This window comes from Streptococcus wuxiensis (assembly GCF_040888245.1).
GTDB classification, from domain to species: Bacteria; Bacillota; Bacilli; order Lactobacillales; family Streptococcaceae; genus Streptococcus; species Streptococcus wuxiensis.
The window spans coordinates 523091-537703 of record NZ_JBFNFE010000001.1 but is presented as its reverse complement, the minus strand read 5'-3'; the positions used below and the strand labels follow the sequence as shown (position 1 = coordinate 537703).

Here is a 14613-nt window from a genome sequence, read left to right as displayed (position 1 = left end):
TCATTTCTTTAGTAGTAAATGAATCCAATCTATCCTATGGTGAAATAATTACTAAAAATATGATGATTCCAAAACACAGAAATATAAAAAAAATGTACATAGGGAGAAAAAATGTATAAATTCGTAGATTATTTTTATAAGTTGTGATAAAATTAATTTGAGCCATTGTGTTTCAATTAATATAAAGGAGAAGAAAAATGAAAAGGAGAAAGTCCTTATGGAAAACCTTTTTGAGGAAAGGTTTTGCCCTATTCACCATATTGATGATGCTAGGACAAATGAGCCAAGGAACTGTATCAGTTCTGGCTAAAGAACTAGCGGTCGGAGATAATGGTGCCTTAGATGTTAGTCTATTGTATGGCGATAAACAAGACCATCCTGGTGGGATGGCCTATAGTACAGGTGACACTATGTCTGGGTACATCCAGATTACACCAAAAAACCTGACAACAGACCTTGATGATGTTGCTGTGAATCTAGTGTTACCAGGGAAATACCTGGATGAGGTTAATATTCCCGATTTCAATAGTAGTTCGCAACATGATGCACCAGCTGTGACCAAGGTAGGAGATGACTACCATGTAACTCTACATTTTACGAACTACCAAAAATCTGAAGTCTTGACCCTACCATTCATCGCCAAGTTTAAGTTAGGATTCCCTCCTACCAACTACTTGATGGATATTACAGGGACGCTCAATATCAATGGTGCTGAGACTGCTTTAAATAGTATCACTTGGAAGCCTCAATACAAGGATTATACCTTGACCAAGTTTGTCAATCAGAACTATAATGCGACGATGTCTAGAGACTATGCGGAAGCATCTCCAGGGATTGTAACTGGAGCAGATGGCAAAAAGTACATTGAAAAAACTACTTCTGTTCCTTTCGCCTTCTTGTTAGATGGGATGCGTGGACAGTACAATGGTGCCTATCGTCAGTTGGAATCTGCAACGATCACAGATAAGCTACCAACCTATACGGACAAAGATGGAAAAACTCGTACAGCCGTTCTAGATACAGAAAAATCAGAAGGCTGGGTCGACAATGGAGATGGTACGGTTTCAAAAACGTTTGTAGCAGATGAAAATAAAAATGTTCAAAGTTACCACTCAGATTTGATGCAAAAGATTCAAGACAAGAGTTTCTTGTACTTGAAATTCCCTGATTTGGTCATGGAAAAAGACCAAACTTTAGAGGATGTCTTGGTTAAAGATTTGACCAACACTGCGTCTGTCGTGGGTATTCCTGCGGAACGTGGGGAGGGAGAACCGGATGTAACGGCTGAAGATTCTCTCATCTTCCGACTAACCTCTCGTGACTTGGAAGGCAAAGGAGCTTTTGCCAAACAAGCAGAAGGCAATGTCTACGACTCGACAGACTACAAGTCAGCCAACTATAAGTGGCTCTTGAAATACAATAACATCACACCATTTGCTCAAAAGAATGTTGTCTTTTATGATGAGCAAGTAGACTCTCGCTTGAAGTTTACTAAGATTGAATATGCTCGCATGATGATTGGGATCTATGGAAATGGACCTCTGATCAATCAATATGTGAAACGCATCATCCTTACAATGGAAGATGGTTCGACCAAAGAAATTCAACCAGAGGCAGACAAGGATGGATTTGGAAGCACTGATTTGACCAAATATGGTACAGTTGTCGGCTGGAGACTGGAGATGAAAGACGACTTTGAACTTCCATCTGGTCAAGGGATTTATATTTCTACCTATACAGCCTTCAAGGATCCAGAAAAGACTCATATTGATCAGAATGATGATACCAAGAATGCCTATGAAAATACCGGACGGATTACTTACAAAACCCAGTCAGGGGCAGAAAGAGACCAATCTGCTAAATGGCAGTTCAAACTGCTTCCATTGACAGAAAATGTTAATCTGACCAAGAATACAGATTACAACAATGTCCAATTCACAGATGGAAAAACCATTCGTTTTGCCCTATCTGCCGATAATGTTCGCTTGGATCCAGGTAAGGACTACAAGGATTTGCGAGTCATTGACCTCTTTGATCCAAATACCTTGGACATTGACTTCAATTACCTAGATCAATATTTTGATAAGAATAACACTCGTCTTTATGCCCCTTGGTACAAATCCTATGAGGTCATCGAAAACTACCACAACTCTGGACGTTCTGCCTTGATTATCCACTTGGATCAAAAGGAATTCATCAAACGCTCTTTAGAGACTGGTGGTCAAGTTCGTTTGCCATTTATCTATACCAAACTAAAAGGGAAGGCAGATGGCGGAACCTTTACCAACCATATCTATATGGCAGGAGAGGGTCTCTGGGATCTAGAAACTGCTAACCCGAATAAGGTTGCAGTAGATAGCTATGATTTAAATAACAATGGTTCTACAACGGATAAAATCCCTCATGCAGAATCAAACTATACCATTGTAGCTGCTGAAGGTGTTTATTCTCGTAAGTTCATTGCTAAGAATGACGACTTATCTGATGCCTCAACAGTAACTCGTACCTTTAAACCAGGGGAAACCTTTAATTATAAATTAACAATCAAAAATAATACAGATACTCCTGTTGAAAATACTGTTATTTTTGATGCCCTTCCAAAAGTAGGTGATGTCAATACACTTGATGCTTCAGCCCGTAAGACAGAATACACTGTAAGTCTTCGCGGACCTATCACTGCGCCAGAAGGATGGACAGCATACTACACAACAGATACCACAGTTACATCTAGTACCATGGCACAAGCTGCAGATAAAGATATTTGGACAACAGATATCACAGACTTTAGTAAAGTAACAGGTATTAAGATTGTTGCTAACGAAGGAACCACTATTGGTGCTCGTAGTCAAGTAGATATTGCTGTACCTGTTGTCAACCCAAGTGAATTAACAGACCAAGTTAAGCAACTAATGCTAGACCGTACAGAAGATAACAAGGATAATGGTGGTCGTTCAGGTGTCGTACAAGCTCATAACCAATTTGGTTACAAGGCTAAAGGCCATGAAGGGAACCGTGAGTCCAATACAGTAACTTCTCAAATTTTTGGCGCTAGCTTCCATGTGAAGAAGGTTGATAAAGACGATACTAGCAAGGGATTAGCTGGTGCTGAGTTCAATTTATTGGATGCTAGTGGTGCAGTCCTTGCGACCCAAGTTTCTGATAAAGATGGAAATGTTGCTTTTACAACCTTAACAGAAGGAACTTATACTCTTAAAGAAACTAAAGCACCAACTAATTATAAGTTGGATGAGACTGAACATGCAGTCGTGGTGACCTACGATGCAGATCAACGAATCTATCATGTCACAATTGACGGAGAAGCTATTGGTTCAAAAGCTTCACCAAAACTAATCACAAATGAGAATGATATCAAATATCTCAATCTAGAAGCGACTAAAGTTTGGGATGACCAAGACAACGTAGAAGGTCTTCGTCCTGAATCCATCGAGTTCCAATTGTACAAAAATGGAAAAGCAGAAGGGAATCCAGTAGCACTTTCAGCAGGAAGTGACTGGAAAGTAACCTTTAGCAATCTTCCAGATAAAGATAGTAATGGCAACGTCATCAGCTATACAGTAAAAGAAGTTAAAGTACCAACTTATTACACAGTTGATAAAGAAGAAGCTCAGTTTGTAGATGGAAAAGCAACAATTACCAATAAGCGTACTCCTGAAACAACAGAAGTAACTGTGAAAAAAGTTTGGGATGATGCTAAAAATCAAGACGGTCTCCGTCCTGCCAGCATTACAGTTCATCTCTTAGCTAATGGTGAGAAAGTCCAAACAGCAACAGTTTCTGGTGAGGGTGAAACATGGAGTCATACCTTCACAAACCTACCAGTCTATAAAAAAGGTCAAAAAATCATCTACACTGTGACAGAAGATACTGTAGCAAACTACACAACAACCATCGACGGTACAACTATCACAAACACTTACAAACCAGGTAAAACTAGTTTAACAGTGACTAAGAAATGGGATGATGCAGAAAACCAAGATGGCCTTCGTCCAAAGACTATCAAGGTACAACTCTATGCCGATGGTCAAGAATTAGGTAAAGTAGTAGAGCTTTCTGAAGACAACAAGTGGTCTTACACTTTCTCTGATTTGGATGAGAAAAAAGATGGTAAAACTATTCAATATACAGTTAAAGAAACTGAAGTGCCAGAAGGCTATACTCAAACAGTAGAAGCGACAAATCCAGGTCAGGTAGTGATTACGAATACCCACACTCCTTCGAAGACTAAAGTTCAAGTAACCAAGAAATGGGATGATGCAGAAAACCAAGATGGTATTCGTCCAGTATCCATTACGGTTAGACTCTATAAGGATGGTGCACCTACAGACCAGACTCTGGAATTGTCAGAAGCTAATAAGTGGTATGGCACTTTTGAAAACCTTGATGTAAATGCAGCTGGTAAGGCCCTTAACTACACTGTAAAAGAAGAGAATGTCCCAGAAAGCTATACTCTTTCGATCGATGATAAGGATCCAGCACATCTTGTCTTGACCAATAAGCATGAACCAAATGTCACTCAGGTCAAGGTCACCAAGAAATGGGATGACGCTAATAACCAAGATGGCCTACGTCCAAAAGAAATTCGCGTCCAATTGTATGCGGGTGATCAAAAGCTAGGCAAGGAAGTTGTCTTGTCTGCAGACAATAAATGGACTCATACCTTTGAGAAACTTGCTGAAAAAGCAAACGGACAAGATATTCACTATTCTGTGAAAGAAGTGGACGTTCCGGAAGGTTACACCGTAACAGAAGAGAGTAAGGAGAAGGGCGATGTCGTCTTAACCAACACGCACACTCCAAGTACAGTGGATATTCCAGTCACTAAGATCTGGGTGGACAATGACAACCAAGATGGTCTTCGTCCGGCTAAAATCACTGTGAAGCTTCTGGCCAATGGTGGAGAAGTGGCTCGCAAAGATATTACAAGCGAGACCGATTGGAAAGAAACCTTTACTGGCCTTCCTAAGTTTAAGGATGGCAAGCAAATCGTCTACACCCTTCAAGAAGAAAAGGTTGAAAATTATTCACCAAGCATTGACCAAGAAAGCTATACTATTACCAATACGCACACTCCAGGTAAGACTACCCTCTCTGTAACCAAACAGTGGGATGACCAAGAGGACAAAGATGGCCTTCGTCCGAAGAGTGTGAAAGTGCAACTCTATGCGGATGGTAAGAAATCTGGTGAAGTCATTGAGCTATCAGCAGATAATAAGTGGACTTATACATTTACAGATTTAGTTGAAAAAGCTAATGGTAAAGCAATTAGCTATACAGTTGAAGAAGTCGATGTTCCAACAGGTTACCAAGTGACGAAAACCGATGACAGTCAAGGAAATGTTGTTCTTACCAATAAACATGAACCAAGTATTCCTCCAACTACAACAACTGAAGAACCGAAAAAGAAAGTTGAGTTGCCAAATACTGGTTCAGCTGAATCTATTCTTAGCCTAATCTTAGCTCTTACCGGAGTTAGCCTTGCAGCTTATCTGCTTAAAAAGAAGAAACATTAAGAGTAAGCTTCAATAAAATCTTGTTTAAGAATCCAAAAAAATAAGAGGTCCATAGGGCCTCTTATTTTTATTATGTAAAGCTCTTAAATGCGAAACTAAAAACCCCAGTCGGAGTGATTGGGGTTTTTAGTTATTCATTTTAAACGATCCCTTGGGCAATCATAGCATTTGCTACGTTTTCAAAGGCAGCAATATTTGCACCTGCAAGGTAGTCAGTACCAAGACCGTATGTTTCTGCAGTTGTTTTAGCTGTGTTGAAGATGTTAGTCATAATATCTTTCAAGCGACCGTCAACTTCTTCACGTGTCCATGAAAGGCGAAGGCTGTTTTGGCTCATTTCAAGAGCAGATACAGCTACACCACCAGCATTAGCAGCTTTAGCAGGTCCGTAAAGGATTCCATTTTCTTTGTAGACTTTGATAGCTTCAAGGTCGCTAGGCATGTTAGCACCTTCAGACACACAGATAACACCTTGAGCAACTAAGCGTTTCGCAGCTTCACCATTGATCTCATTTTGAGTCGCACATGGAAGAGCGATATCGTAGTTACCAGTGTAAGTCCATACAGAACCTTCGTAGTAAGTAGCAGTTGGTTTTTCTGCAGCATACTCAGTCAAGCGAGCACGACGGTTGTTTTTAACATCTGACAAAAGGTCGAAGTCGATACCATTTTCATCAATGACATAACCATTTGAGTCAGATACAGATATAACTGTAGCACCAAGTTCAGTTGCTTTTTGAAGGGCAAACTGAGCAACGTTACCAGAACCAGAAATAACCACTTTCTTACCTGCAAAACTGTTTCCGTTTGCTTTGAGCATTTCTTCAGTGTAGTAAACCAAACCGTAACCAGTCGCTTCTGGACGAATCAGGCTACCACCAAATCCAAGAGGTTTACCAGTCAAGACACCAGCATCAAATTGGTTGAGGCGTTTGTATTGTCCATAAAGGTAACCAATTTCACGTCCACCGACACCGATATCACCAGCAGGTACGTCAAGAGAAGGTCCGATGTATTTTTGCAATTCAGTCATGAAGCTTTGGCAGAAGCGCATCACTTCAGCATCAGTTTTACCTTTAGGATCAAAATCTGATCCACCTTTACCTCCACCGATTGGAAGTCCAGTCAAAACGTTTTTAAAGATTTGTTCGAATCCGAGGAATTTCAAAATCCCTTGGTTTACAGTTGGGTGGAAACGAAGTCCGCCTTTATATGGTCCAACAGCTGAGTTAAATTGAACACGGTAACCACGGTTAACTTGAACTTTCCCATCACGGTCAACCCAAGGAACACGGAAGCTAATTACGCGCTCAGGCTCAGTGATACGTGCCAAGATATTTTCTTCAATATACTCAGGGTGTTTTTCAAAGACAGGCTCCAAAGTGCTGAAGAATTCTTCAACCGCCTGGAGAAATTCAGCCTCATGCCCGTTACGAGCTTTTACAGTTTCAAACACGCTTTGGATATATTCTTTAGCAGATGTCATATCGTTCTCCTTTTTGTTGTCATATTTTATTACATGAGACATTATAGCAGAAAAATTTTGCAGTGTAAAGAAAAAAACATAAATTTTCTAAAAATTCTTTCAATTTGGATTAGCTAGTTTTATTAGCTGAATAAGAACCTTTCATAGGATTAGTTTTATTAAAAGAGTCCTGCCAAAGTATGGTATAATAGTAGAGATATAAAGGAATCTGGAGGAATAGAATCATGGTATCAACTAAAACACAGATTGCTGGTTTTGAATTTGATAATTGCTTGATGAATGCGGCAGGAGTTGCTTGTATGACCATTGAGGAATTGGAAGGTGTTAAAAACTCAGCAGCAGGAACCTTTGTCACTAAAACAGCAACCTTGGAATTTCGTCAGGGGAATCCTGAACCACGCTACCAAGATGTTCCACTTGGCTCTATCAACTCTATGGGTCTGCCAAATAATGGTTTAGAATATTACTTGAACTACCTTTTGGAATTGCAAGAAAAGGAACCAAATCGTACCTTCTTTTTATCATTAGTTGGAATGTCTCCAGAGGAAACTCATACCATTTTGAAGAAGGTGCAAGAAAGTGATTTTCGTGGTCTAACTGAACTCAATCTCTCATGCCCAAATGTTCCAGGGAAACCTCAGATTGCCTATGATTTTGAAACAACAGACCGTATCTTGTCAGAAGTCTTTGAGTATTTTACAAAACCTCTAGGAATTAAGCTTCCACCTTATTTTGATATAGTTCACTTTGACCAGGCTGCAGCTATTTTTAACAAATATCCGCTCAAATTTGTCAACTGTGTCAACTCTATCGGAAATGGTCTCTATATCCAAGATGAGTCTGTCGTGATTCGTCCTAAGAATGGCTTTGGTGGAATTGGTGGTGAATACATTAAACCAACTGCCCTCGCCAATGTCCATGCTTTTTATCAACGCTTAAATCCAGAAATTCAAATCATTGGAACTGGTGGAGTATTAACAGGGCGTGATGCTTTTGAACATATCCTATGTGGTGCTAGCATGGTGCAGGTAGGAACTACTCTTCATAAAGAAGGAGTAGGTGCTTTTGAGCGTATTACAAGGGAACTCAAAGAAATTATGTCGGAAAAAGGATACCAAAGCCTAGAGGATTTCCGCGGAAAATTGAATTATATGGATTAAAAAGAAACTAAATTAAAAAGAAAGGAGAACAAATGCTAGCCATAGAAGAAAGTCGAAAGCTATCCTTAGCGAACCTTCCTAGTTTGACCCTGTTTACAGGGGCTGATCAAGGACAGTACGACATCATGAAAGCACAAGTTCTAAAGCAAATCGGATACGATCCTGCAGATTTGAATTTTGCTTATTTTGACATGAAAGAAGTAGACTACAAAAGCTTGGAGCTAGAGTTGGTCAGTCTTCCTTTCTTTGCGGATGAAAAAATTGTGATCCTAGATCACTTTGTGGATATTACAACTGCTAAAAAACGCTATCTAACTGATGATGAGCTCAAGGCCTTTGAAGACTATCTGGAAAATCCTGTACCCTCAAGTAAATTAGTAATCTTTGCTGAAGGCAAGTTAGATAGCAAGAGACGTTTGGTCAAATTACTCAAGAGAGATGCAACTGTGTTTGAGGCTCTTGAACCTAAAGAGCAAGAGTTGCGAGCCTATTTTCAAAAGTGGGCTCAGGAACAAGGACTTACTTTTGGTGGAAATTCCTTTGAACAGTTGCTTATCAAATCTAGTTTTCAATTCAGTGAAATTCAGAAAAACCTGCTCTTCTTACTGTCTTATAAGGATAGTGGTTTGATAACAGAAGAAGATATTGTTGAAGCAATTCCAAAGACTTTGCAGGATAATATTTTTGATTTGACCCAATTAATATTAACTAAGAAAATTGATCAAGCACGAGATTTAGTTAAAGATTTGACCCTACAGGGTGAAGATGAGATTAAACTGATTGCCATTATGCTGGGGCAGTTTAGACTCTATACCCAAGTAAAAATATTGCAAGAGTCTGGTCAGACAGAATCACAGATGGTCAGCAGTTTGGGTCACTATCTTGGTCGCAATCCGAATCCCTATCAAATCAAATTTGCCCTTCGTGACACGCGAGGATTGTCCCTGAATTTCCTACAAGATTCTATTCGTTATCTCATTCAGGCAGATTATCAAATTAAGACTGGTGTTTACGAAAAAGGGTACTTGTTTGAGAAGGCTTTATTGCAGATTGCGAGCCAGTCAAATTGAGCAAATAACTTGAAAAAAAAGGTTGTTTGCGTTATCATTTTTATATAGAAAGAAAAGAGGTATTACAGATGGCTATTATCTTACCAGATCTTCCATACGCTTACGACGCCTTGGAACCATATATTGATGCTGAAACGATGCATTTGCACCATGACAAACATCACCAAGCATATGTAAATAACGCTAATGCAGCTCTTGAAAAACACCCTGAAATTGGTGAAGACCTTGAAGCTTTGCTTGCTGATGTAGAATCTATCCCAGCTGATATCCGTCAAGCGCTTATCAACAACGGTGGTGGACACTTGAATCATGCTCTTTTCTGGGAATTGATGACTTCTGAAAAAACAGCTCCTTCAGCAGAACTTGCAGCAGCAATCGATGCAACATTTGGTTCATTCGAAGAATTCCAAGCAGCATTTACTGCAGCAGCAACAACTCGTTTCGGTTCTGGATGGGCATGGTTGGTTGTTAATAAAGAAGGTAAACTTGAAGTGACTTCAACAGCAAACCAAGATACACCAATCTCAGAAGGTAAAAAACCAATCTTGGGCTTGGACGTTTGGGAACATGCCTACTACGTGAAATACCGCAACGTTCGTCCTGACTACATCAAAGCTTTCTTCTCAGTTATCAACTGGAACAAAGTAGACGAGCTTTACGCAGCAGCTAAATAATCGCATTTGATAACACCCCTTTTTAGTTGGATTTTGGGTCTAGCTTTAAAGGTGTTTTTTTGTTTCCTTTTTTAGAAGTAACTGTCTCATGATTTTCCTTTGTTGGATAGGCTTTATTTATGGTATAATGATAAGATAGAAAACGAAGGAGAAATCATGAATATTCAACAATTACGCTACGTTGTTGCTATTGCAAATAGTGGTACTTTTCGTGAAGCTGCTGAGAAAATGTACGTTAGCCAACCCAGTCTATCTATTTCTGTAAGAGATCTGGAGAAAGAGCTAGGATTCAAGATTTTCCGCAGAACTAGTTCGGGTACCTTTCTTACTCGCCGAGGAATGGAATTTTATGAAAAGGCCCAAGAGTTGGTCAAAGGATTTGATATTTTCCAGAACCAGTATGCCAATCCGGAAGAGGAAAAGGATGAGTTTTCAATAGCCAGCCAGCACTATGATTTCTTGCCACCGACTATCACAACTTTTTCTCAACGGTACCCAGACTATAAAAATTTCCGTATTTTTGAATCTACAACTGTTCAGATTTTGGATGAAGTAGCCCAAGGTCATAGTGAGATTGGGATTATTTACCTCAACAATCAAAACCAAAAAGGTATCATGCAACGGGTTGAAAAGTTAGGCCTTGAAGTGATTGAGTTGATTCCTTTCCAGACGCATATCTATCTTCGTGAAGGACATCCTTTAGCCAAGAAAAAAGAGTTGGTTATGGAGGATTTAGTTGATTTGCCAACAGTTCGTTTCACACAAGAGAAGGATGAATATCTCTATTACTCAGAAAACTTTGTGGATACAAGTGCTAGCTCTCAAATGTTTAATGTAACTGACCGTGCTACTTTAAATGGAATTCTTGAAAGAACAAATGCTTATGCGACTGGTTCGGGATTCTTAGATAGCGATAGCGTTAACGGGATCACCGTTATTCCATTAAATGATAATCTCAATAATCGTATGGTTTATGTCAAACGTGAAGAAGTAGAATTGAGCCAAGCAGGAACTTTATTTGTAGAGGTCATGCAAGAGTATTTTAGTCAGAAGAGGAAGGCATGAAAAAAAGAGGAATAGTAGCAGGAATTATAGCAGCCTTAATCGTGTTAGATCAATTGGTAAAAGCTTATGTTGTTCAGAATATTGCTCTAGGTGAAGTTAAATCATGGATCCCAAATCTAGTTAGTTTAACCTATCTGCAAAATAGGGGGGCGGCTTTTTCTATGCTTCAGGATCAACAGTGGTTTTTTGCAGTTATAACACTAGTAGTTATGGTGGGGGCTATCTGGTATTTGCACAAGCATATAGAGGATTCCCTCTTGACAGTCTTTGGATTGGTTCTGATTATTGCAGGTGGTCTGGGAAACTTCATTGATCGCATTAGCCAAGGATTTGTCGTGGATATGTTTCACTTAGATTTTGTCAATTTTGCCATTTTCAATGTAGCTGACAGTTATCTGACAGTAGGGGTCGTTGTGTTATTGCTTGCAATGCTAAAAGAGGAAATGAATGGAAATTAAAATTGAAAGAGGCGGGATACGCCTAGATAAAGCTTTGTCAGATTTGACAGAATTGTCTCGTAGTCTCGCCAATGAACAAATCAAGTCAGGTCAAGTCTTGGTCAACGGCCAGGTCAAGAAAGCCAAGTATACGGTCCAAGAGGGGGATATGATCACTTATCAAATCCCCGAACCAGAGGTTTTGGAGTATGTAGCTGAAGATATTCCTTTAGAAATCATTTATCAAGATAAGGATGTAGCAGTAGTCAATAAACCTCAAGGGATGGTCGTTCATCCAAGTGCTGGTCATACCAGTGGTACCTTGGTGAATGCCCTTATGTATCATATCAAAGATTTATCAGGAATCAATGGTGTGCTTCGACCAGGGATTGTTCATCGTATCGATAAGGACACATCTGGGCTTCTCATGATTGCTAAAAACGATGAAGCTCACATGGCGCTGGCTCAAGAATTGAAAGACAAGAAATCTCTTCGAAAATATTGGGCTATTGTTCATGGTAATCTTCCAAATGACCGAGGCGTTATTGAGGCACCGATTGGTCGAAGTGAAAAAGACCGTAAGAAACAAGCTGTTACTGCTAAAGGAAAACCAGCAGTGACACGTTTCCAAGTCTTAGAACGCTTTGGTGATTATACCTTACTGGAATTACAACTGGAAACAGGACGGACCCATCAAATCCGTGTGCACATGGCTTATATCGGTCATCCTGTCGCTGGTGATGAGGTATACGGTCCTCGTAAAACCCTAAAGGGACATGGGCAATTTCTCCATGCCAAGACGCTAGGATTTACCCATCCAAGAACTGGTGAAACTATGGAATTTACTGCTGATATTCCAGAAATATTCAAGCAAACCTTGGAGAAACTTAGAAAAGAACAATAAAAAAGGACTCAATTGAGTCCTTTTTTATTTGCGTTTTTTCTTAGCTTTTTTCATTTTATTAGCCATGCGTTTCATGGATTGCTTCATAGCAAATTCACCGATTTTACCCTTGAGACCTCCACCAAGCATCTGGCTCATATCAGGCATTCCGGCTCCTCCAAGAGCAGACATATCCGGCATACCGCCTTGTCCCATCATACCTTCAAGGGCTGACATATCCATGCCACCAGGCATATTTTTAGGAAGGTTGTTAGGGTTGATGCCCATTTGCTTCATCATCTTGTTCATGTCACCAGACATGACACCTTGCATGAGTTGTTTAGCTTGGTTAAAGTCTTTGATGAACTTGTTGACATCGATAAAGGTATTACCAGAACCAGCAGCGATACGACGACGACGGCTTGGAGTCAACAAATCTGGATTTTCACGTTCTTCTGGAGTCATAGAAGACACGATAGCGCGTTTGCGAGCGATTTGTTTTTCATCCACCTTCATATTTTGAAGGGCAGGATTGTTGGCCATACCTGGAATCATCTTGAGCAAATCTTCCATTGGCCCCATATTTTGCACCTGATCCAACTGATCGATGAAATCGTTGAAATCAAAGGTGTTTTCCCGCATTTTTTCAGCCATTTCAAGGGCTTTTTGCTCATCGTATTCTTGGGAAGCTTTCTCGATCAGAGTCAGCATATCTCCCATACCGAGAATACGGCTGGCCATGCGGTCAGGGTGGAAAGTTTCAATATCGGTAATCTTTTCACCAGTACCAGTGAATTTGATTGGTTTTCCTGTGATATGACGAACAGAAAGGGCAGCACCACCACGAGTGTCCCCGTCAATCTTGGTAAGGATGACACCGGTAACTTCTAATTGATCGTTAAATTCTCGCGCAACGTTAGCAGCTTCTTGACCAATCATGGCATCGATGACGAGAAGGATTTCATTTGGTTGAGCAAGAGCTTTAACGTCACGGAGCTCATTCATAAGAAGCTCGTCAATTTGTAAACGACCAGCAGTATCGATCAAGACATAGTCGTTATGGTTGGCTTTAGCTTGCTCCAAACCTTGGCGAACAATCTCCACTGCAGGAACTTCAGTTCCAAGAGCAAAGACAGGAACATCAATTTGTTGTCCTAGTGTTTTGAGCTGGTCAATAGCTGCAGGACGATAGATGTCGGCTGCAATCATCAAAGGACGAGCATCCTCTTCCTTTTTGAGTTTGTTAGCAAGTTTTCCAGCGAAGGTTGTTTTACCAGCCCCTTGCAAACCGACCATCATGATAATGGTTGGGATTTTTGGAGACTTGATAATCTCAGCTGTATCAGAACCAAGAACTTCCGTCAACTCTTCATTAACAATCTTGATGATTTGTTGAGCTGGGTTGAGGGTATCAATGACTTCGTGCCCAATGGCACGTTCACGAACTTTCTTGATAAAGTCCTTAACCACTGGTAAAGCAACGTCGGCTTCTAAAAGAGCCAGACGAATTTCCTTGGTTGCTTCTTGGATATCACTCTCTGTGATTTTTCCTTTTTTACGTAGATTTTTAAAGACGTTCTGCAAACGTTCTGTTAAATTTTCAAATGCCATATTTTTCTCCTATTTATTCAATTCAGTGGAAATCGTCCGAAATGTTGCAAACACTCTAGTTCTTCGGGTGTGACTTCTTTCATGATTTCATTTGGATATCCCCAACAGCTAAAACCTATTTCCATAGCTTTGGAGATATCATTGGGCGAGATAATCTGTAGTCGAGTAGGGAATGGTTCCTCTGCGGCTAATAGTTCGCAAGGTATCCCTTGATAAATAACTAGACTGCCCATGATTATTCCCGATTATCAATACTTGTTAAAATCTCAACTTGCTCTTGGAGAAAAGCATCTTCTGGATAGCGATCAATGATCTGATCAAAAATCTGACTGCGAACAATGTAGTCAGAGTACATATGGAGCTTCATCTCATAGTCTTCCAGAATCTTTTCAGTTCGCTTGATATTATCATAAACAGCCTGACGACTAACGCCGAACTCTTCTGCAATTTCAGCTAAACTATAGTCGTCTGCATAGTAGAGCTCGATATAGTTCATCTGCTTATCAGTCAAAAGGGCTGCATAAAATTCAAACAGAGCATTCATTCGATTGGTTTTTTCAATTTCCATAAGATTTATTATACCAAAAAATAGCCTGAACTGCTAGTAATGGATTGATTTTAAACACAAGTCAGAAAAAGGACTTTTAACGGTTATTTTCTGACTAAGAAACCTTTTTTTGGTATAATGGAGTGTAT

At 39.9% G+C, this 14613-nt stretch carries 11 protein-coding genes; 7 read left to right on the top strand and 4 right to left on the bottom strand.

What is annotated here, in order from left to right:
* Positions 1 to 263 precede the first annotated feature (263 nt).
* Positions 264 to 5531 (top strand): Cna B-type domain-containing protein, encoded by a 5268-nt coding sequence (locus AB2B47_RS02605; RefSeq protein ID WP_320693555.1) that lies wholly within the window; start codon positions 264 to 266, stop codon positions 5529 to 5531.
* Between the two features lie 139 nt (positions 5532 to 5670).
* Here the strand turns inward: AB2B47_RS02605 and gdhA are convergent, their stop codons facing one another.
* Positions 5671 to 7017 carry an NADP-specific glutamate dehydrogenase gene (gene gdhA, locus AB2B47_RS02600; RefSeq protein WP_036754601.1) on the bottom strand — a complete coding sequence of 449 codons (1347 nt, stop codon included), beginning with the start codon at positions 7015 to 7017 and terminating at the stop codon, positions 5671 to 5673.
* A 224-nt stretch (positions 7018 to 7241) separates the two neighbouring features.
* On the opposite strand from gdhA, the gene AB2B47_RS02595 reads away from it, so the two are divergent.
* The 6 genes from AB2B47_RS02595 (at position 7242) to AB2B47_RS02570 (ending at position 12327) form a co-directional block, all read left to right on the top strand.
* A complete protein-coding gene (locus tag AB2B47_RS02595; protein ID WP_320693554.1) occupies positions 7242 to 8177 on the top strand; it encodes a dihydroorotate oxidase in 936 nt (311 codons plus the stop codon).
* 32 nt (positions 8178 to 8209) lie between these two features.
* Positions 8210 to 9247 carry a DNA polymerase III subunit delta gene (gene holA, locus AB2B47_RS02590; protein ID WP_311523599.1) on the top strand — a complete coding sequence of 346 codons (1038 nt, stop codon included), beginning with the start codon at positions 8210 to 8212 and terminating at the stop codon, positions 9245 to 9247.
* A gap of 68 nt (positions 9248 to 9315) precedes the next feature.
* On the top strand, positions 9316 to 9921 hold the full coding sequence (gene sodA / locus AB2B47_RS02585) for a superoxide dismutase SodA (protein ID WP_320693553.1): 606 nt from the start codon (positions 9316 to 9318) through the stop codon (positions 9919 to 9921).
* 156 nt (positions 9922 to 10077) lie between these two features.
* Positions 10078 to 10986, top strand: a complete 909-nt coding sequence (locus AB2B47_RS02580; protein ID WP_036754615.1) for a LysR family transcriptional regulator — start codon at positions 10078 to 10080, stop codon at positions 10984 to 10986.
* Positions 10983 to 11444 carry a signal peptidase II gene (lspA, locus tag AB2B47_RS02575; RefSeq protein WP_320693552.1) on the top strand — a complete coding sequence of 154 codons (462 nt, stop codon included), beginning with the start codon at positions 10983 to 10985 and terminating at the stop codon, positions 11442 to 11444. The genes AB2B47_RS02580 and lspA overlap by 4 nt, the downstream gene beginning before the upstream one ends.
* Positions 11434 to 12327 carry an RluA family pseudouridine synthase gene (locus AB2B47_RS02570; protein ID WP_320693551.1) on the top strand — a complete coding sequence of 298 codons (894 nt, stop codon included), beginning with the start codon at positions 11434 to 11436 and terminating at the stop codon, positions 12325 to 12327. Before lspA ends, AB2B47_RS02570 begins: the two co-directional genes overlap by 11 nt.
* Positions 12328 to 12351: 24 nt before the next feature.
* On the opposite strand, the gene ffh is transcribed toward AB2B47_RS02570, so the two are convergent.
* Genes ffh through AB2B47_RS02555 form a run of 3 tightly spaced genes read right to left on the bottom strand, consistent with a single transcriptional unit; the run spans position 12352 to position 14485 of the window.
* On the bottom strand, positions 12352 to 13917 hold the full coding sequence (gene ffh / locus AB2B47_RS02565; RefSeq protein WP_223334223.1) for a signal recognition particle protein: 1566 nt from the start codon (positions 13915 to 13917) through the stop codon (positions 12352 to 12354).
* A 17-nt stretch (positions 13918 to 13934) separates the two neighbouring features.
* Complete coding sequence (locus AB2B47_RS02560) at positions 13935 to 14150, bottom strand: 2-oxoglutarate:acceptor oxidoreductase (RefSeq protein ID WP_320693550.1); 216 nt, start codon at positions 14148 to 14150, stop codon at positions 13935 to 13937.
* A 2-nt stretch (positions 14151 to 14152) separates the two neighbouring features.
* Entirely contained in the window at positions 14153 to 14485 is a 333-nt protein-coding gene (locus AB2B47_RS02555) for a putative DNA-binding protein (protein WP_303405088.1), read from the bottom strand.
* Positions 14486 to 14613 lie beyond the last annotated feature (128 nt).

Coding starts and splice junctions, on each gene's coding strand:
- AB2B47_RS02570 (WP_320693551.1), top strand. CDS start 11,434: ATGGAAATTAAAATTGAAAGAGGCGGGATACGCCTAGATAAAGCTTTG.
- AB2B47_RS02605 (WP_320693555.1), top strand. CDS start 264: ATGATGCTAGGACAAATGAGCCAAGGAACTGTATCAGTTCTGGCTAAA.
- AB2B47_RS02555 (WP_303405088.1), bottom strand. CDS start 14,485: ATGGAAATTGAAAAAACCAATCGAATGAATGCTCTGTTTGAATTTTAT.
- AB2B47_RS02595 (WP_320693554.1), top strand. CDS start 7,242: ATGGTATCAACTAAAACACAGATTGCTGGTTTTGAATTTGATAATTGC.
- gdhA (WP_036754601.1), bottom strand. CDS start 7,017: ATGACATCTGCTAAAGAATATATCCAAAGCGTGTTTGAAACTGTAAAA.
- lspA (WP_320693552.1), top strand. CDS start 10,983: ATGAAAAAAAGAGGAATAGTAGCAGGAATTATAGCAGCCTTAATCGTG.
- ffh (WP_223334223.1), bottom strand. CDS start 13,917: ATGGCATTTGAAAATTTAACAGAACGTTTGCAGAACGTCTTTAAAAAT.
- sodA (WP_320693553.1), top strand. CDS start 9,316: ATGGCTATTATCTTACCAGATCTTCCATACGCTTACGACGCCTTGGAA.
- AB2B47_RS02560 (WP_320693550.1), bottom strand. CDS start 14,150: ATGGGCAGTCTAGTTATTTATCAAGGGATACCTTGCGAACTATTAGCC.
- AB2B47_RS02580 (WP_036754615.1), top strand. CDS start 10,078: ATGAATATTCAACAATTACGCTACGTTGTTGCTATTGCAAATAGTGGT.
- holA (WP_311523599.1), top strand. CDS start 8,210: ATGCTAGCCATAGAAGAAAGTCGAAAGCTATCCTTAGCGAACCTTCCT.